This window comes from Actinomadura rubrobrunea NBRC 15275 (assembly GCF_001552235.1).
Classification (GTDB): domain Bacteria; phylum Actinomycetota; class Actinomycetes; order Streptosporangiales; family Streptosporangiaceae; genus Spirillospora; species Spirillospora viridilutea.
Window position 1 is genome coordinate 1 of the sequence record NZ_BCQU01000059.1, and the last position, 19056, is coordinate 19056.

Genomic DNA, 19056 nt, shown 5'->3' on the forward strand with positions numbered 1-19056 from the left:
GCCCGGTGAAATGGCGGGCGTGGGCCCCGTTCGTTGCGGCAGCGCTTGAACTTGGGGTCGGAACGGGAGGGCGCGCTTATGCGGGATTGCTGGGGCGTCGCGCCGCGAGGCGTCGACTTGTCGTAGCCGGACACGTCGAGAGTCGGCGACCCGAGCACGGGTGTGGCGGCCGGACCACAAGGGTCCGTGCCGGCCGGGCCCTGGTCGTCAGGGGACGGGTGGGGACGGGGGACGGGGATGTGGGGAAGAAGGGCGGCCTACGGCCGCGAGGTGCGGCCGTAAGCCGATGCCACAGGTGGACTGTGGCGGCCCAGGGGGGCGATGGGCCGCCGAGGCGCCGCGTCGGCGCGCCGCCGTCGTCCAATTGGGCGTAAACCCAAAACGGCCGACCCATCGTGGTCGGCCCCCGTCGTCAGCGCTCTATTTTTTCGTGTTTGATGAGATCCGTATGGCTGGACGAACATCCCGGTCCCACTACCCATACGTCCAGGCCACCGGATCTTTCTGTGGGCAAGGCGATCACCGTTGCCGGTGAGCCCTCGTAGGACGCCACGTCCACCACCTTGGGGATCTTGCCTTGGGCGATCCGGTCCACGCATCCGGCGAGCTTGTCGGCGGTGTCGCCTCCGGAGAGCGTGAGCTGGCGGCCCCCGTCGCCTGCCAGCCCCGTGATCTGCCGGGCGAGCGTCCCCGCGCGGTAATCCGTGCCGCTGCGCAGGACGGTATATCGAGGCCCTTGCGTCGCGTTCGGCGACGGTGCGGCGCCGGGCGTGTTCTGACCAGGGGAATGCGGCCTTCGGTCGGGGGCGTCCTGCACCGGGGTGCTCGCCGCGGTGGTGTGGCCTCCCTCCGAGGAGCCGCCGAGCAGCTGATATCCGACTGTTCCGCCGCCGCCGATGACGACCGCCGCCGCGGCGGCCGCCGACAATATCTGCCAATGCCGCCTGCGGCGCCGCTGTTCCAGGCTCACCACGGCCGCGTTGTGCATCGACTCCGCGGCGAGGGCCGAGTCGATGCGCGAGGCCAGGTCGGCGGGCATGGCCGGTACAGGTGCCTCCGCCAGGATCCGGGACACGTCGGACAGCTCTTCCGAGCGTTCCCGGCATTCGGCACAGGTGTCGAGGTGCGCGGTAGCGGAGGCGGCCTGGTCGTCGTCGAGAAGCCCCTCGGCCAGGTCGGCCAGGGTTTCGTAGTCAAGGTGGGCGGGGTTCATCTGGGCATGCCACCTCCTTCCACACCTCCGACGTTCTTGCGGCCCTGACGGTTCCTGTGGTGCGCGAGCAACGGAGCGAGGCGTGCCCGTCCGCGCGCGCAGCGGCTCTTGATGGTGCCCGGCGGCACCTGCATGACCTGGGCGGCGTCGTCGACCGAGTAGCCCATCATGTCGACGAGCACCAGCGCCGCCCGCTGTTCGAACGGCAGCTGCGCCAGGGCGGACTGCACGTCCAGCGACACGCCGTGCGCGTCGGTCGGGTCCGGCATCTTGGGCGCCACCGCGTCGAAGGTGGCGTCGTCGCCCATGGGCGTGGCCGGACGCACGGACTTGCGGCGCACGCGGTCGAGGCAGGCGTTGACGACGATGCGGTGCAGCCAGGTGGTGACGGCGGCGTCGCCGCGGAAGCGGGCCGCCGCGCGGAAGGCGGACAGGCAGGCGTCCTGCAGCGCGTCCGCCGCCTCCTCCGGGTCGCCCAAGGTGCGCATGGCGACGGCCCACATCCGGTCGCGGTGCCGGTTCACCAATGCGGAGAACGCGTGCGGGTCGCCTTTGACGTGCCGTGCGAGCAGTTCCTTGTCCGGTACCTCGTCAACGCTCATGCTCACCGACGCCATGAGCGCCTGCTTTCTCTCGCGGCACCACCGATCCGCGTCCGATAACTGCGATCGATCCTGCCAACTCGGGTCGACACCACGAAAATCCTGGGGGGAGGGGACAATCTGCTCAGAGGCACGATACCGACTGGCACAGTCACTCGTCACAGCTCGTTCGATCTTGACTACGCGGACCGTAACGACGGTCATGCGGTGTCGGCCCGTTGTGTTCCGCCGAACCATCACCGCCCGCAGTCGACCACGCGGTCATATTCGGTGCGGGCGATCCGGCCGGGACGGGGTCAGCCGGCGGTGCCGTAGACGGCGACGTCGTTGAGCTTGGCCTTGAACCCGGGCGGCACGGGGGTGGTGAACCAGACCATGACGTACCGGCCGCGGGCCTCCTGGGTGGCCTTGATGGTGAACTGCCCGCTGCCCTCCTGCTGCCCGACGACGTGCAGGGCGCTGAGGCTCTTGGCGTCCCCGACGCGCAGCTGGAGGGGGACGGAGCTGCTCACGGGCGCGTCGACCACCACATGATCGACCTTGACGGGGCGGCCCATGTCGAGGACCACGCCGAAGCCGTTGGACAGGTTGCCGAAGTTGCTGGACGTGTAGGTCTGGGTCTCCCACTGGGTGCTGGGCTTGCCGTCCAGCACCGCCTCCGGGTTCTTGTTGATGTGCGAGTCGTGACTGCCGCGCTTGGGGTCCTCCATGCCGTCGGCGCCCTGGGGGGTCAGCCTGGTCGCGGACGGTGACGGGGACGCGCTCGCGTGGCCGCGGCCGGGATCGGTCACCCCGGCGTTGCGGGTGCCGCCGTCGGGCGAGTCGCCGGCGTTGCCGATGGCCCACGCGCTCATCCCGACGATCACGGTGGCCGCGGCCGCGGCGACGCCCAGCAGGGCGCGGTTCAGCGGACTGCGCGACCCGGACGTCGTCTGCGGGCCGCCGACCGGGGCCGTCGGCGGGGCGGAGTTCTGCCGCGGTCGGGCCGCGCGGGGTGAGGGCGCGGCGCCGGGGGTGCGGCGCTGCGGCGGGGCCGCGTTGCGACGCGGCGGGGCAGCGGTCGGCCGGGCGGCCCGCGGGGCCGTCGACGGCGACGGGCGGGACGGCGCGGACGGGGCCGCGGAGTGGACGCCTCCGAGGCCGGCGAACAGCGGCAGCGGCGTGCGGGGCACGCCGCGCATGGCCTTGGCGAAGTCGGCGGGGGTGGCGAGGGGCTCCTGGGCCGTCGTCTCCAAGCCCAGGGCGCGGCACACGATGGCGTCGACGGCGTGCGAGATGCCCGCCTGCACCTGCCGCGGCGGCAGCACCGCGCCGTCCGCCGTCGGCGCGGCGGGCAGCGACGACAGCTCGGGCGCGCCGGGCCAGCGCGCGGTCAGCGCCGCGTACAGCAGGCAGCCGAGCCCGCGGACGTCCTCGCGCGCCGGATCGGGGGAGCGGACGTCGGCGAGCGCGGCCGCGGTGGCCACGCCGAGCAGCTTGACGGTTCCGCCGGTCGTCCACACCAGGTCACGGGGGGACAGGCACAGATGCGCCAACCCGGCGGCGTGCGCGGCGGCGATCGCCTCGGACGCCTCGTACAGCAGCGTCGCGGCCCGTCCGGGCTCGAGCGGCGCCTTGGCGAGCATGTCCTCCAGCGTCTCGCCGGAGACCCACTCGCTGACGACGTAGGCGCTCTTGCCGCTGTCGTCGGCGTCGAACACCTGGGTCAGCCGGGGGTCGGTGAGCCGGGCGGCGGCGCGGGCGGACGTGACCACCTCGGCGACGCGCGGGAACTCGGGGTCGAAGGTCCGGACGGCCACGGCTCGCGCCAGGATCTCGTCGATGGCCTTCCACTGTGCGGACCCGCCCGAGTCAGTGATGCGCTCCTCCAGCCGGTAGCGGCCGGCCAGACGGGTTCCGGGCTCGATGACTGACGTGCTCACGGCAACGTCCTGCGCTGGTGGTCACAATCCATGTTCGTGGCGTGGCAGCTTACGCCTCCGACCCTCCTCTTTGCGTTCCCCAGGGTGTCGCCCCGCAAGCCGTAGTCTCCACCATGGTAGTGGTAACACAGATCAGCGACGGCGTTATCGGCGCGCGTGCCGTGTACTTTGCCACGCTATACCTGTGATCTATTCCTGGGTTGTGAGCTGACCCGGAGCGACATATATCACCCGGGCCCGAGAAGTGTCATCCGACCCGCCAAGTTCGCCTGGCCTGCGAAAACTTCTCTTACCGGCGTCACCGCCCGGCTACCGCGCGCCCGCATGGCCGTCCCCTGGCCCCTGACGAAGTCCTTCCAGCGCGCGCCGTCGCGAGTGGACGAACCCGCCCGGCCGGCGGCGTGGGACGGTTGCCGATCTCGGTGTGCTCGGCCCCAGGCGGACGGGAGCCGAGGAACGACATGATCTCGGACGTCGGCGGCGAGCTCAAGCACACCGCGGTGCAGCCTGGTCCTCAGGCTGCACCGGAACCGGCCGAGAGCCTGCCCGTCCCACGGTCAGGGGGCGTTCGACGTGGCGGGGGTCAGCCGCGGCCGGGGAGGCGGCTGGTGATCATGCTGGTCATCGTCTGGACCTCGTCGACGCGCAGGAGCCGCGCGAACACCAGGTACAGCAGGCCGCCTCCGGCGCTGCCGGCGACCAGGGCGATCAGGCCGGGGACCAGGCCGGTGCCGAGCGCGGCCTCGGTGATGGTGCGCGCGGCGTAGGCGAACCCGAGCAGCGGCCACAGCGCGACGATCAGCTTGAGGTGGGCGCCGGCGATGCGGCGCCCGTCCATGCCGCCGAGCCGCCGCCGCAGCACCAGCCAGCTGATCAGGGTGCCGGTGACCTGGGCGAGCGCGAAGCCGCCCGCGATGCCGACGACGATCTTGTCGGTGGGCAGGACGCTGTACATGGTCAGCGCCATGCAGATGTTGGTGGAGACGACGGCGAGGCAGATGAACGCGGGCGTGCGCGTGTCCTGCATCGCGTAGAAGACCCGCATCATGAGCTGGTACACCGAGAACGGCACCAGCGCGATCGCGAACATCTGCATGACCCGGGCGATGACGAGCGCGTCGGCGTCGGAGGTGTTGCCGTGGGCGAACAGCACGGTGGTGATCTCCGGTCCGAGCACCAGCATCAGCGCCGCCGCGGGCAGGATGATCACTGAGGAGAGCCGCAGGCCGCTCGCGAACGCGGCGCGCACGTCCGCGTGCTTGCCCTCGGCGGCGAACCGGCTCATCCGGGGCAGCAGCGCCGTGATCACCGAGACGCCGACGATCGCGTACGGGAGCTGGAACAGCTGGTAGGCGTTGAAGTAGGGGGTGTAGCCGTAGCCCTCGCCGAGTCCCTCGGCGACGCCGCGGTCGCCGGCGCGGTTGGCCAGGGCGGTCACCACGCCGAGCGCGATCTGGGTGGCGACGACGTACATCAGCGTCCACCCGGCCATGCGGGCGACCTGGCCGATCTCGCCGCGCTTGAAGTCCAGGCGGGGCCGCCAGCGGAAGCCGACCTTGCGCAGCGACGGCCACAGCGCCACCGTCTGCAGGACGATGCCGCCGGTGGTGCCGACGGCGAGCAGCATGAACTGGGTGTCGGAGATGCTGGACGGGTCGACCCGGCCCGAGGAGATCGCCAGGAACGCGCCGCCGACCGCGATCACGACGATGTTGTTGAGCACCGGGGCCCACATGGGCGCGCCGAAGCTGCCCCGGGTGTTGAGGATCGCCCCGGCGAACGCGCCCACCCCGTAGAAGAAGATCTGCGGCAGGAAGAACTGGGCGAACAGGATCGCGATCCGCCGCTGGTCGCCCTTGTAGCTGCCGGCGAGGACGTCGATGAACAGCGGCGCCATCAGCACCGACACCACGGTCAGCACGCCCAGGCCGATCACCGCGAGGGTGAACATGCGCTGCTCGTACTGCTCGCCGTGGACGCGGTCGCGTTCCTTGGCGCGCACCAGCAGCGGGACGATGACGCTGGTGAGGATGCCGCCGAGCAGCAGGTCGTAGACCTGGTTGGGGATGGTGTTGGCGGTGTTGTAGGCGTTGGCGAGCAGGCCGGTGCCGAGCGCCGCGACGATCACGGCGGTGCGCAGGAAGCCGGTGATCCGGGACGCCAGCGTCCCCAGCGCCATGATCGCGCTGGACTTCAGCAGACCTCCGCCCCCCTTGCCGGACGGCGGCTCCGGCGCGTCCACCCGGGTCGTCTCGGCGGGGACGGGTTCCGCCGGGCCCGGGGCGGTCGGCCCCGGGCCGCCCGGGACGGGGCCGGCGTCGGCCGCGGCCGCGTGCGGCGGGACGGCGGGCTGCGGCCCCGGTCGGCCCGAGGCTGAGGGCATCGGTGCTGACGGGTTCATGCCACTGGGACTGAAACCGCCGGGATTCGGTTCTCCGGAGCCGACGTCCATCGGCCTGCCCGGCTGGAAGCCTCCGCTCCCCGGAGGGCCGTCCCACCCAGGACCTGGGGCCTGCCCAGAAGTCGGGGACGGCATCGCGGGTGTTCCTCCGGGGACGTTCGTCATGGGCGGATTGGGACGTCCCGCACCGGGCTGACCGTGCGGGGACGGCTGCGGCCCGGCGGCCGCCCAGGTTCCTCGCGGCGAAGGCCCGGCTTCGTTGCCGCTATTCGCCGCCCCCGGCATTGGCTGCCCTTGGGCGACGCCACCCGGGTAGGGCTGCGCCGCGCCTGGCACATGGCCCCCGGGGGCGGGAGAGCTCGGTCCCACGGGGGGCGCGGTGTTGGACGGGCCGCCCGGCGCGGAGAAGCCCGCCCCGGGGGAGGACCCGGCCGACGCGCCGGACGGCGACGGACCGACCCCTGAGGCGCTCGGCGTCGAGACCTCCGGGACGGACGAGCCGTCGTGCGCGGGCGGGCGGGACCGGCCCGCTGACGGGGGAATCGGCGGGAAGCCCATGGGAGACGTCGTCACTGCAGAAGGAGTAGGGCCTGCGGGGAACGCGGGTGGGCCGCCCCGCGGTGAAGCACCGCCGGGCGGCGGGGACGCCGGCGGCTGCGGCTGGTCGTGCCGTCCGGCCGGGACCGGGCCTTGGGGCATGCGGCCGTACCGACCGGGCCCGTGCGGGCCGCCGGGAGGCGGGGAGGCGGGTCCGGCCGCAGCCTGCGGTCCGGTGCCGGACGGGGGCGCCGCGGCCGCGCGGGGGTCAGGGTTCGTCCCCCAACCCTGAGCGGCCGTCGGTGAGCTGGCCGTCTCCGGAGGAAAGGGCTGCGGTCCCGGCTCCCGCCCCGGGACGCCCGGCTCCGGGGGCCGCGGCGTCTCCGGCTCCTGGGGATCCCGGGTCGCCGGAGGCCACGACTCCGGTCGCCGCTGGTTCCACTCCTGTCGACCCGTCACCGGCTGCCTCCGCTTTCCGGCGGCGCCTTGCTCGCATGGCCCGCACTCCGACGCCCACGAAGAGTACGGCAAGCGAGCTGCCGGTGATGAGCAGGGCGAGCCGTCCGTATCCCGTGGTGCGCACCGTGATGATCTTGTCCTCGCCGAACACCCTGCCCTGGTCGGTGATCAGGCGCAGCCGGACCCGGAAGTTGCCGTTGCCGGCGGCCTGCACGGGGATCTTGCGGCTGACCTTCTCCCCGGGGCCGAGCTCCAGCACCAGGTCCTCGGCGGCGAACCGGCCGATCTGCAGCTTGGCGCTGTTCTCCGACATCACGTCGAGGCGGACCTTGACGTTCTGGTCGGGCAGGTCGTTGGCGACGCTGACCAGGATCCGGCCCGAGCTTCCCGCCAGGGCGTTCTGGGACGGGATGACCTTCACCGCGGCCATGTGGGCGTCCAGCTCGCGCGCGAGCTCCTCGCGCGCCGCCCGCGCGCGCTTGCCGTGGCCGCGCCAGGCGGCCGACTCCATGCGCAGCACGGCCCGGGTGTAGTCGATCCGCACCGGCTCGGTCGTCACCTGGGAGAACAGGGAGGCGTTCCGGGCGATGCGGCGCACCTGCTCCAGGTAGGTGGTGCCGAGCTCGTACTGCTCGTAGGCGTCGGGGTACCCGTTGAAGACCCGCGGCTGCGGCGTCGCCTTGATGATCTTTTCGAGGGGGACGGTGCGCAGCCACGGCGCCGACTGGGTGTGGGCGAGCACCGAGCGGGCGAACTCGGGCGCGGGGTTCCAGTGCCGGTTGGGGACGATCACCAGGGAGCGGGAGATGTTCGGCGCCTCCGCGGTGATCATCGCGGTCTCGGCGAGGAAGCGCTGCTCGGCCAGCGCCGCCGCGCCCGGCGACCGGGTGCCCGAGCTGACGATGTCGTTGAGCGTGTCGTCGTAGGTGACGGCGCGGCGCATGCCCTGCCGGGTCTGGACGGCGGTGGTGGCGCGGGTCGTGTAGCCCTGCGGGTTCTCTTGGAACGCCGAGTTGCTCAGCAGGAACGCGCCGTCCGTGCCGAGCTGCCCGTACCGGGACAGCGCGTCCAGCGTGTCCGGTCCTGCCATGCCGGACGGCGGCCAGGCGACCTTCATGGACGGCGCGCGGTTGAGGACCTCGGCCGCCACGCCGGTGTTCTTGTACGCGTAGTCCAGGTGCCGCGCCATGGACCCGCCGTACCGGACGAGCGCGACGGCGTCGGGGTCGGCGTAGGGCAGGACGAAGTACGGGTCGTTCTTGCTCGCCTTCTTCAGCTTGTCGATCCACTGCCGGGCGGCGGGGTTGGCGGGCGCGCGGGTGCCCTTGTCCGCCCCGGGGCGCTTGACGTAGTAGGGCTGCCGCATCGCCTGGACGTCGTCCAGCAGCGCCGGGTCGATCGCCCAGGTGAGGGGGGTGGCGGTCGCCTCGGCGGCGTCGACGAGCGTGTGGAGCCGGCCGCGCGCCAGGTCGGCGGCGAGCCGGTCGTCGAGGAAGGTGGCGTCGTTGGCGCGGTGCTGCCGGTCGATGAGCGGCCACACCCAGGCGATCGACAGCGGTCGGGGGCCGCGGCCGCTGCCGGTGAAGGTGACGAACGTGGTGAAGCCGGCGAGGACCTGCTGGTAGGCGTTGACGATCTCGACGCCGACCGGGTACACGCCGAACTGCCGCATGCCGACCGCCGCCGCGTTGCCGGTCAGCTTCCAGGTTTGGCGTCCGCCCGCAGCGGACGCCTGCTGCAGCGGGCGCGGCGCGGTGACGCCCGGCAGCCTGGACGGCGGGGCCGCCGCCCATTGGGCGAGCTCGCCCCGGCTCGTGATGCGCTGGGCGCTGTAGCGCAGCCGGACCGCAAGGCCGGGGATCGCATGCCCCGAACGGTTCTCCACCGTGCCGGTCAGCTGGAAGCGGGAGTTCTTGCCGGACGCGGTGACGGCCGACGGGGTCACCTTGGTCAGCGCGAGCGCCACGGGGGACTGCCGCTGCTTGCTCGACCGGTGCGGGTCGGGCTGCGTCTGCGCCCGCGTCGCGCCTTGTGCGTGCGTCTGCGCCTGGAGGGCAGCCTGCGTTCGCGAGGCGTCCCGCGCCGCAGCGGACGCCTTCTGCGCCGCCGCCGGAGCGTGCAGCCGGGCGGGGGAGCCCTGGGCCGCCTTCGGCGTCCGGGGCGCCGCCGCCACCGCGGGCGCCGCGACCGCAACGACGCAGGACACCAGTACGGCCAGCCAGGCCGCGCGTTTGACCGTTCTCACGCCATGTCCACCCGATGGCCGCCTGCCGCTGGAGGCGCCGCCTGAAGACAGCGGGCGTCGTTGTCCCGCATCACGCGCTCGATGGTAGCCGCGTGACGGCTGCCCTCAGACCTTCCTCCGGCCTCTTCGCCCGATTCCGTCACAAAACCACCGCGGGTCGCTGTCTGCGCGGGCGACCCACGCCTGGTAATGCGCTACTTCCCAGCAACGCCCGCGCGAACCCGGATGGTTCCTCGCCCGCGTCGTCGTGCGTGCTGGCGAGGCTCCCGTCGAGGCGCTGCGAGCCCGTCGGGCGTGTTCGTCGCGAACTCCGCTTTCTGGGGGAATCTCCTCTTGGCGGGCATTGCCGGGATAATCCTCGCCGCCGCCGACCCGTGGCGGGCCGCGGCCCGCGGACCCCGCTACCTTTGGTCGTACGGGAGGCTGCGGCGGCGTCCCCCGTGGGTGCCCGGCACGCGACTCCGGTGAGGGACGGCCTCTTCGCGCCTTCCGCAGGACGTTTCCGGACCGCTTCCCCGGTGCCGAACAATCTTTTTGTCAGCCCTCTAGCAAGGAAATACGCTCGATGGCCGTGCCCGACCAGAACCTGACCCAGCAGCAGTCGACCCCGCGTGCACGGCCGTCCCAAGCGCAGCGGGCCGCCATCGCCGAGCTGCTGCGCCGGGCCGCCCCGCTCGCCGACGAGCTCGGCGAGCGCTTCCGGGCCGCCGGGCACGAGCTGGCGCTGGTGGGCGGCCCCGTGCGCGACGCGCTGCTGCGCCGCGCGGGCAAGGACCTGGACTTCACCACCGACGCCCCGCCGGAGCGCATCCTGGAGATCATCCGCCCGTGGGCCGACCACGTGTGGACGATCGGCATCGAGTTCGGCACCGTCGGCCTGCGCAAGGGCGACCACCAGCTGGAGATCACCACCTACCGCAGCGAGGCCTACGACCCCAAGTCGCGCAAGCCGCAGGTCACCTACGGCAGCTCCCTGGAGGAGGACCTGCGCCGCCGCGACTTCGCGGTCAACGCCATGGCCGCCCGGCTGCCCGGCCGCGAGTTCGTCGACCCGTTCGGCGGCCTGGCCGACCTGGAGCGCAAGGTGCTGCGCACCCCCGGCCGCCCGGAGGACTCGTTCAACGACGACCCGCTGCGGATGCTGCGCGCCGCCCGCTTCGCCGCCCAGCTCGGCTTCACCGTGGCGCCGGAGGTGGTGCGGGCCATGACCGAGATGGCCGACCGCATCGAGATCGTGTCGGCGGAGCGCATCCGCGACGAGCTGTCCAAGCTGGTGTGCGGCGAGCATCCGCGCCGCGGGCTGGCGCTGCTGGTCGACACCGGCCTGGCCGACCGCGTCCTGCCCGAGCTGCCCAAGCTCCGCCTGGAGATCGACGAGCACCACCGGCACAAGGACGTCTACGAGCACTCGCTGATCGTCCTGGAGCAGGCGATCGCCCAGGAGGAGGACGGGCCGGACCTGGTGCTGCGGCTGGCCGCGCTGCTGCACGACATCGGCAAGCCCAAGACGCGCCGGTTCGAGCCGGGCGGACGGGTGTCGTTCCACCACCACGAGGTCGTCGGCGCCAAGATGGCCCGCAAGCGCCTGACCGAGCTGCGCTACCCCAAGGACGTCGTCGCCGACGTGTCCCGCCTGGTCGAGCTGCACCTGCGCTTCCACGGGTACGGGACGGGCGAGTGGACCGACTCGGCCGTCCGCCGCTACGTGCGCGACGCCGGGCACCTGCTGCCGCGGCTGCACAAGCTCACCCGGGCCGACTGCACCACCCGCAACCGCCGCAAGGCCGAGCGCCTCCGCCGCACCTACGACGACCTGGAGGCCCGCATCGAGCGGCTGGCGAAGGAGGAGGAACTCGCCAAGATCCGCCCGGAGCTGAACGGCAACGACATCCAGCGCATTCTGGGCATCACGCCCGGGCCGCTCGTCGGCAAGGCCTACAAGTTCCTGCTCGACCTGCGCCTGGACCGGGGGATCATCGGCCGGGAGGCCGCCACCGCCGAACTGCTCCGCTGGGCGGCCGCCGAGGGCATCCCCGTCCCCGGCTCCGCGGACGCCTCCGGGCCGAAGGAAGCGGCGGACGCGGGCGTCGCGTCCGGCGACGGCGAGGAGGCCGCCGGGGCGGGGGACCGGTCGTGATCGACGTCAAGCTCGGGCGGATGAGCCCGGCGGAGATCGAGCGGCTGCGGGCGTTCGACCGGGACCACGTCTGGCATCCGTACGCCCCGATGCCCGCCGCCGTGCCGCCCGAGGTGGTGGTGTCGGCGTCGGGGGTGCGGCTCACGCTCGCGGACGGCACCGAGCTGATCGACGGGATGTCGTCGTGGTGGGCGGCGATCCACGGCTACAACCACCCCGAGCTCAACGCCGCCGTCACCCGGCAGCTCGGCCGGATGGCGCACGTGATGTTCGGCGGGCTCACCCATCCGACGGCGGTGCGGCTGGCCGAGCGGCTCGTCGACCTGACGCCCGAGCCGCTGACCACGGTGTTCTTCGCCGACTCCGGGTCGGTGGCCGTCGAGGTCGCCATCAAGATGACGCTGCAGTACTGGCGGTCCCAGGGGCGGCCCGAACGGCACCGGCTGCTGACCGTCCGCGGCGGCTACCACGGCGACACGTTCGGCGACATGGCCGTGTGCGACCCGGTCAACGGCATGCACCAGCTGTTCACCGACGTGCTGGCCAAGCACGTGTTCGCGCCGCCGCCCCCGCTCGGCTACCTCGCCGAACCGGACCCGGCGTACCTGGAGGAGCTGCGCCGGCTGGCCGCCGCGCACTCCGGGGAGCTCGCCGGGATCATCGTCGAGCCGATCGTGCAGGGCGCGGGCGGCATGCGCTTCTACGCCCCCGAGTACCTGCAGGCGCTGCGGGAGCTGGCCGACGAGCACGACCTGCTGCTGGTCCTGGACGAGATCGCCACCGGGTTCGGCCGCACCGGCGAGATGTGGGGCTGCGACCACGCCGAGATCGCCCCCGACATCATGTGCGTCGGCAAGGCCCTCACCGGCGGGTACATGACGATGGCGGCGACGCTGTGCACGGACCGCGTCGCGCGCGGCATCACCTCGGGCGAGGCCGGCGTCCTCATGCACGGCCCCACCTACATGGCCAACCCGCTCGCCGCGTCCGTCGCGTCGGCGTCCATCGACCTGCTGCTGTCGCGCGACTGGCGGGACGAGGTCGACACCATCGAGGCCGTGCTCACCGCGGGCCTGGACGGCGCCGCGGACCTGCCCGGCGTCCGGGACGTGCGGGTGCTCGGCGCGATCGGCGTCATCGAGGCGCGCGAACCGGTGGACGTCCCCGCCGTGCAGAAGATCGCGATGGATCACGGCGTGTGGCTGCGCCCCTTCGGCCGCCTCGTCTACACCATGCCGCCGTACGTGTGCACGCAGGAGGAGATCGAGCAGATCGCCGACGCGATGTACGCCATCGCGGAAACGCTGTGACGCGGCCGGGGACCGTGTCGGGGCCCGTTCAGACGGCGGCGGACGCGCGGGACGCGCGTCCCGCGCCGCCTCGGTAGGCGACGGCGCCCAGCATGTAGGCGGCGGCCACGGCGACCAGCGTCGCGTGCGACACGCCGCTGACGGGGAGCCAGGTGGCGGCGACGGCCGCGGCGGCGGCGAACGTCGCGTTGAACAGCATGTCGTAGACGGCGAACACGCGGCCGCGGTACGCGTCCTCGATCGACTCCTGCAGGATCGTGTCGACGCACAGCTTCACGCCCTGGGACACCACGCCGAGGAGGAACGCGCCCGCCGTCCACGGCGCCGCGGCGAACGGCAGCCCGAGGACCAGCAGCGTCGCGCCGCCCCCGGCCAGCAGCCCGCAGATCCACGCGTCCTTGCCGATGCGCCGCACCACCGGCGGGGTGATCAGCGCGGCGGCGAAGTAGCCGGCGCCGGACACGCCGAGCATCACCGCGAACGCGGCCATGCCGGCGTCCGGGTCGGCGGTGAAGCGGTTCCGGCACAGCAGCAGCGTCATGATCAGGACGATGCCGTACAGGAAGCGGTGCGCCGAGATCGCCGCCAGGGCCAGGGCCGCCGACCGGCACCGGACCAGGTGGCGGGCGCCGTCGGCCAGTCCGCGCAGCACGTTCCCGAGGGCCTCCCGGGTGTGCGCGGGCGCCTCGTCCAGGTGCGGGCCGAGCAGCCGCCGCGGCAGCGTCGCGGCGACCAGCGCCGACGCGACCCACAGCGCCGACGCGCACAGCAGGATCAGCGCCGTGCCCTCGTCCTGCGGGCCGAACGCGCGCCGCAGCAGGTAGCCCAGGCCCGCGCCGGCGAACGCGACGACGGTGCCGGACGTCACGGCGAACGCGTTGGCCGTCACCAGGTGCTCGCGCCGCACCACGTGCGGCAGCGCGGCCGACAGCGCCGCCAGGAAGAACCGGTTGACGCCCAGCACGACCAGCACGGTCGCGAAGAACACCGCGCCGTCCTGCCCGGCCGCCGCCAGCGCCGCGACCAGCAGCGTCAGCACCGCGCGGACGACGGGCGTCCACATGAGGATGAGGCGGCGCCGCCACCGGTCGATGAACACGCCGACGAACGGACCGAGCGCCGAGTACGGCAGCAGCGTCACCGCGAACGCGGCCGCGGCCTTGCCCGCCGTCGTCTGCCGCTCCGGCGAGAAGAACACGTATCCGGCGAGCGCGACCTGGAAGACGCCGTCGGTGAGCTGGGACGTCAGCCGGGTGCCGTACAGCCGGCGGAAGTCCCGTCCCCGCAGGATCGCCCGCAGCTCGCTACGCCTCACTCGATCACCTTATGCGCTGATCGCCCGCCCCCGGCATCGCGTCCCGCACGCGCCTCGGCACGGCACTCGTCGAGCATGTCTGCGGGGGGCGCGGCGTGGCTCCGTCGGGGACGACCTCGGCGGCGGTCAGGGTCGCCTCGTGACCTGGGACGGCGGCGAGCAGCGAGCCGTGCGGACGTTGTCACCGGGCCGACCGCCCGTTCATGGCGCCGCCGGTCGGGGACGCGCTGCCAGTCGGGGACGCGCTGCCAGTCGGGGATGCCGGGCGGCCTGCGTCGTAGATGCCGGGTCCGGGCTCGCGCTGGTGAACGCGCCGACGCGCGCCGTCGACAACGGGCGGCGCAGGGGGCCCCGTCCCGGCGTCCGCGGCGGCGAGATCGATGCCTCGCCGAGGACCCACGACGCGGCGACGGACAGATGGCGCCTCCAGGGGACGAGCCATCGCCGTCCTGTGGTCCGGCAGGTGCCCCGCCGCGTCGTGCGACTGCGGCCCGTGCCCGCCGAACCGAACCACGCTGCCGGCGCGGTGGGTCTGCGCGGCCGGCTTGACACCGCGGCGGCCGCCGCCGGAGCAGGCGACGGAGGACGCGACGGAGGACGCGACGGAGGAGGGTGCCCGGTCATCGCCGCGTGCGCGTCGTCCTCTCCGGCGGACGGGGTGTGGTCGCCGGTGTGGTGACGGGCGTGGTGCCGCGGGTCAGTCGGCGAGCCAGATGCGGGTGTAGTCGTAGCCCGCCGCGGTCGGCAGGAACGCCGCGCCGCGGACGCGGGCGGAGCGGTAGACGGTGTGGGCGCGGTTCAGCAGCGGGATGATCGCCGCGTCCTCCATGATGATCTCGTCGGCGCGCCGCCAGTACCCGGCGGCGCGGGCGGGGTCCGGGGCGGTGAGCGCGGCGTCGATCAGGGCGTTCACCTCGGGGTTGTCGTAGCCGCCGTAGTTGCTGGTGTTCGGCCCGTAGGCGCGCCCGTCGAACAGCGGCTGGATGATGGAGCGGCCGTTGTTGCCGTACCAGTCGGGCGTCCAGCCGGGGGCGGCGATGTCCCAGTCGCCGGCCTCGGTCTTCTCCGGCGTGGCGATGGTCTTGGCGTAGAAGTCGCCGCCGGTGTCGGGGATGAGCTCGGCGCGCACGCCGCACGCGGCGAGGTTCTGCCGGATCGACTCGGCGATCAGCTTGTGCACGCTGTTGGTGCGGTAGGGGAATTTCAGCGTCAGCCCGTCGGGGTGGCCGGCGTCCGCCAGCATCCGGCGGCAGCGCGCGGGATCGCCGGCCTCGCCCGGCGTCGGGTACCGGTCGGCGGGGGCGTAGCCGGAGTTGCCCGGCGGGATCACCGTGTGCAGCGGCTCGGCCACCTCCGGCCCGCCGACGATCTTGATGAGGGCGGTGCGGTCGACGGCGTACTGCAGCGCCTGGCGCACCTCGCGCTTGCCGAGCGCGCCGCGGTTGTTCGGGCTGCGGGTGTTGAACACCAGGTACGGGCTGTTGCTGGGGGTGCGGTGGATGGCGAACCGCTCGTCGCGCCGCGCCCGCAGCCGGGGGATGGCGGTGGTGGGCACCGGCTGGTCCCAGGCCAGGTCGGCGGTGCCCTGCTCCAGCTGCTGCTGGACGGCGGCGGGGGAGTCCTGCCCCAGCGTGATCTGGATGCGCTCGACGTGGCGTTCGCGCAGCGGGTCGGTCTCGGGCCGCCACACCGGGTTGCGGGTGAGCACGTACGACAGGCCGGGCCGGTAGGAGGTGATCTGGTAGGGGCCGTTGGAGATCGTGTGCTGCCGGAACTCGGGGCTGTCGGGCACGTAGGCGTCGTATTCCTTGGGGGCGGCGGCGGTGTACGGCAGCGCCAGCAGGTTGAGGAAGTCGCTGGCCGGCTCGCGCAGCGTGAACACCAGCGTGTGCGGGTCCTTCGCCTCGATCCCGTCGATGTCGTGGGTGTTCTGGTAGTCGGCGATGGCCTTGGCGTCGTCGGCCCGGACCTTGGCGAAGCCGCGGCAGTACGCGTCCATGCCGCGGATGGTGGACGTGTAGTAGCCGCGGCCCGGCGCGGGCGCCGCCGGGTTGCACAGCCGTTTGAAGCCGCGGACGAAGTCCTCGGCGGTGACCGGGCGCGGCGGACGGGTGTTCCACAGGACGCCGTCGCGCAGCCTGAGCGTGTAGGTGCGGCCGTCGCGGCTGATGCCGCCGTTCTCGCGGCTCGGCACCTCGGCCGCCATGTCCGCCTGGACGGGCAGGGTCTCGTTGAAGTCGTTCGACGCCTTGGTGCCCAGCAGCGTCCGCGCGTAGGTGCGGTTCAGCCCGTACGCGCCGACGCTGTTGGCGGCGGCGGTGTCGAGGTGCGGCACGTCGGACGATCCGACGATGCGCAGCGTGCCGCCGTCGCGCGGCGGTCCGTCCACGGTGCGGGCGGACCCGCCGCACGCCGTCAGCCCCACGGCCAGCCCGGCGAGTCCCGCTGTCACTTTTCCCAGGTCGCGTGCCATCCAAGTCCTCCAGTCGGCCACTGGAACGGTGCGCGCAATCACCGACGGTGCAACAGTAGGACCAGAGCGTGACAACGTCCGCTACATCGACATTTTCGCGATGGGAGACGAGCCGGTGACGCGCGTGGATCGCCGTCGGCGGGCCTGATCGCCCGCCGGCTGACCATCTTCGCCGACCGCGGCCCTGACAGGGGGTCGGCACACGCCGTATGGGCGTATCGCGTGCCGCCGGGCGGCCCGACGGGGGTGACGACGCGTTCGTTCCGGCCGTGAACGCCGGTTTTTTCGGGCGCCGCCAGGCGGCCTGGGGATCGTCGGATTCATTCGCCGGGACGGGGCGGGCGTCCGCCGTCCCGGCCGGAAAGCGCAACGGCCGCCCGGGGCCGGGCGGCCGTTGTCACCAGGAGGCGATCAGCGCTCGACCTCGCCGCGGATGAACTTCTCCACGGCCTCGCGCGCCGTGTTGTCGTCGTACTGGACCGGCGGGGACTTCATGAAGTAGGAGCTGGCCGACAGGATCGGGCCGCCGATGCCGCGGTCCTTGGCGATCTTGGCGGCGCGGATGGCGTCGATGATGACGCCGGCGGAGTTGGGCGAGTCCCACACCTCGAGCTTGTACTCCAGGTTCAGCGGGACGTCGCCGAACGCCTTGCCCTCCAGCCGCACGTACGCCCACTTGCGGTCGTCCAGCCACGGCACGTGGTCGGACGGACCGATGTGCACGTCGCTCTTGGCCATCTCCCGCGGCACCTGGGAGGTGACCGACTGCGTCTTGGAGATCTTCTTGGACTGGAGGCGGCTGCGCTCCAGCATGTTCATGAAGTCCATGTTGCCGCCGAAGTTGAGCTGGTAGGTGCGCTGCAGCTCGACTCCGCGGTCCTCGAACAGCTTGGCCAGCACGCGGTGCGTGATGGTCGCGCCGACCTGCGACTTGATGTCGTCGCCGACGATCGGCACGCCCGCCTTGGTGAACTTGTCCGCCCACTCGGGGTCGGAGGCGATGAACACCGGCAGCGCGTTGACGAACGCCACGCCGGCGTCCAGCGCGCACTGGGCGTAGAAGCGGTCGGCCTCCTCCGAGCCCACCGGCAGGTAGGACACCAGGACGTCGGCCTTGGTCTCCTTGAGGACCTTGACGACGTCCACCGGCTCCTCGGTGGACTCCTCGATCGTGTTGCGGTAGTACTCGCCGAGGCCGTCGTAGGTGTGGCCGCGCTGCACCACGACGCCGGTCGGCGGCACGTCGCAGATCTTGATCGTGTTGTTCTCGCTGGCGGTGATCGCCTCGGACAGGTCCATGCCGACCTTCTTGGCGTCCACGTCGAAGGCGGCGACGAACTCCACGTCGCGCACGTGGTAGTCGCCGAACCGGACGTGCATGAGACCCGGCACCTTCGTCGCGGGGTCCGCGTCTTTGTAGTACTCGACGCCCTGGACGAGCGAAGCGGCGCAGTTGCCCACTCCGACGATGGCCACGCGCACCGAACCCATCCGGTTGCTCCTTCTCTGCTACGGGACACGAGGTGTCCGCCACCTGTCCCCGGTCGCGGCGGCCGCGGTGGTCAGCGGCCCTCGCTCCGGGGCGTGTCCTGACTGGTCTTCGAAGATTTCGCGTGCTCCTGTGCCGCCCGCTCGCGTCCGATGAGCTCGTTGAGCCACCGGACCTCGCGTTCGACCGACTCGAGCCCGTGGTTGTGCAGCTCGAGCGTGTAGTGGTCGACCAGCTCCCGGGTCCGCGCCAGTGCGGCGCGCAGTCGCTCCAGCCGCTCCTCCAGCCGGCTGCGCCGGCCTTCGAGGATCCGCAGCCGCACGTCGGCGCGGGTGTGGGAGAAGAAGGCGAAGCGGACTCCGAAGCCCTCGTCCTCCCACGTCGCCGGTCCGGTCTCGGCGAGCAGGTGCTGCAGCCGCTCCTTGCCCTCGGCGGTGAGCCGGTAAACGATCTTCGACCTGCGCGACTGCAGGGCGATCGCGACGTTCGGCTCCTCCGGCCGGTCCTCCGCGATGAGGCCGTTGGCCAGCAGCTGCTTCAGGCAGGGGTAGAGCGAGCCGTAGGAGAACGCGCGGAACATGCCCAGCAGCGCGTTGAGCCGCTTGCGCAGCTCGTACCCGTGCATGGGGGACTCGTTGAGCAGGCCGAGCACGGCGAGCTCCAGCACGCCGGAGCCCTTCCTGCCTGCCATCGAACCCCCTTCGGGCCGCCCGGTCGATCCCTTCCCCCCTGCGGGGGCGTGCCCCGGAGGGCGTCGCGGCCGCGGCGTGCCGACCGAACGTCGGCTGTGCCGAGCACGCGATGTATCGAGTCAATGTATCGCTTCGATACATCGCAAAGATACGTAGGTGCCGTGCTTCCTGGCAAGTGGCCCAACTGCGGAAATCCGCCCGCCTCCCGCCAGGTCAGTAGGTGATTTGTCACCTTCAGTGCTGGTTTGTAATCTTCCATCA

The 19056-nt window shown here is 72.5% G+C and carries 11 protein-coding genes; 2 read left to right on the forward strand and 9 right to left on the reverse strand.

Annotation, left to right across the window (positions count from 1 at the left end; translation table 11 throughout):
* Positions 1-412 precede the first annotated feature (412 nt).
* From AR3_RS18570 to AR3_RS18590, 5 genes are all read right to left on the reverse strand, one after another.
* Positions 413-1213 carry an anti-sigma factor family protein gene (locus AR3_RS18570; RefSeq protein ID WP_067915496.1) on the reverse strand — a complete coding sequence of 267 codons (801 nt, stop codon included), beginning with the start codon at positions 1211-1213 and terminating at the stop codon, positions 413-415.
* A complete protein-coding gene (sigM, locus tag AR3_RS18575; RefSeq protein ID WP_067915497.1) occupies positions 1210-1830 on the reverse strand; it encodes an RNA polymerase sigma factor SigM in 621 nt (206 codons plus the stop codon). The genes AR3_RS18570 and sigM overlap by 4 nt, the downstream gene beginning before the upstream one ends.
* 281 nt (positions 1831-2111) lie before the next feature.
* Entirely contained in the window at positions 2112-3737 is a 1626-nt protein-coding gene (locus tag AR3_RS18580; protein WP_067915498.1) for a protein kinase family protein, read from the reverse strand.
* Between the two features lie 583 nt (positions 3738-4320).
* Positions 4321-6120, reverse strand: a complete 1800-nt coding sequence (gene murJ / locus AR3_RS18585) for a murein biosynthesis integral membrane protein MurJ (RefSeq protein WP_083951676.1) — start codon at positions 6118-6120, stop codon at positions 4321-4323.
* An 823-nt stretch (positions 6121-6943) separates the two neighbouring features.
* A complete protein-coding gene (locus tag AR3_RS18590; RefSeq protein WP_067915499.1) occupies positions 6944-9379 on the reverse strand; it encodes a DUF6049 family protein in 2436 nt (811 codons plus the stop codon).
* Between the two features lie 565 nt (positions 9380-9944).
* On the opposite strand from AR3_RS18590, the gene AR3_RS18595 reads away from it, so the two are divergent.
* Together AR3_RS18595 and AR3_RS18600 are read left to right on the forward strand one after the other, a co-directional pair.
* Positions 9945-11516, forward strand: coding sequence for a CCA tRNA nucleotidyltransferase (locus AR3_RS18595; RefSeq protein WP_106259302.1), 1572 nt, complete (start codon positions 9945-9947; stop codon positions 11514-11516).
* A gap of 20 nt (positions 11517-11536) precedes the next feature.
* Positions 11537-12826, forward strand: a complete 1290-nt coding sequence (locus tag AR3_RS18600) for an adenosylmethionine--8-amino-7-oxononanoate transaminase (RefSeq protein WP_067915522.1) — start codon at positions 11537-11539, stop codon at positions 12824-12826.
* Between the two features lie 28 nt (positions 12827-12854).
* On the opposite strand, the gene AR3_RS18605 is transcribed toward AR3_RS18600, so the two are convergent.
* The 4 genes from AR3_RS18605 to AR3_RS18625 form a co-directional block, all read right to left on the reverse strand.
* Positions 12855-14141, reverse strand: coding sequence for an MFS transporter (locus tag AR3_RS18605; protein WP_067915500.1), 1287 nt, complete (start codon positions 14139-14141; stop codon positions 12855-12857).
* A gap of 697 nt (positions 14142-14838) precedes the next feature.
* Positions 14839-16614 carry an ABC transporter substrate-binding protein gene (locus AR3_RS18615; RefSeq protein WP_067915502.1) on the reverse strand — a complete coding sequence of 592 codons (1776 nt, stop codon included), beginning with the start codon at positions 16612-16614 and terminating at the stop codon, positions 14839-14841.
* 411 nt (positions 16615-17025) lie between these two features.
* Positions 17026-18105, reverse strand: coding sequence for an inositol-3-phosphate synthase (locus tag AR3_RS18620; RefSeq protein WP_067915503.1), 1080 nt, complete (start codon positions 18103-18105; stop codon positions 17026-17028).
* 71 nt (positions 18106-18176) lie between these two features.
* Positions 18177-18794 (reverse strand): PadR family transcriptional regulator, encoded by a 618-nt coding sequence (locus AR3_RS18625; protein ID WP_067915504.1) that lies wholly within the window; start codon positions 18792-18794, stop codon positions 18177-18179.
* Between the last annotated feature and the right edge of the window lie 262 nt (positions 18795-19056).

Bases quoted from the DNA above. Each gene is read 5' to 3' on its own strand.
- AR3_RS18570 (WP_067915496.1), bottom strand. From the start codon at position 1,213: ATGAACCCCGCCCACCTTGACTACGAAACCCTGGCCGACCTGGCCGAG.
- sigM (WP_067915497.1), bottom strand. From the start codon at position 1,830: ATGGCGTCGGTGAGCATGAGCGTTGACGAGGTACCGGACAAGGAACTG.
- murJ (WP_083951676.1), bottom strand. From the start codon at position 6,120: ATGCCCTCAGCCTCGGGCCGACCGGGGCCGCAGCCCGCCGTCCCGCCG.
- AR3_RS18595 (WP_106259302.1), top strand. From the start codon at position 9,945: ATGGCCGTGCCCGACCAGAACCTGACCCAGCAGCAGTCGACCCCGCGT.
- AR3_RS18600 (WP_067915522.1), top strand. From the start codon at position 11,537: ATGAGCCCGGCGGAGATCGAGCGGCTGCGGGCGTTCGACCGGGACCAC.
- AR3_RS18615 (WP_067915502.1), bottom strand. From the start codon at position 16,614: ATGGCACGCGACCTGGGAAAAGTGACAGCGGGACTCGCCGGGCTGGCC.
- AR3_RS18620 (WP_067915503.1), bottom strand. From the start codon at position 18,105: ATGGGTTCGGTGCGCGTGGCCATCGTCGGAGTGGGCAACTGCGCCGCT.
- AR3_RS18625 (WP_067915504.1), bottom strand. From the start codon at position 18,794: ATGGCAGGCAGGAAGGGCTCCGGCGTGCTGGAGCTCGCCGTGCTCGGC.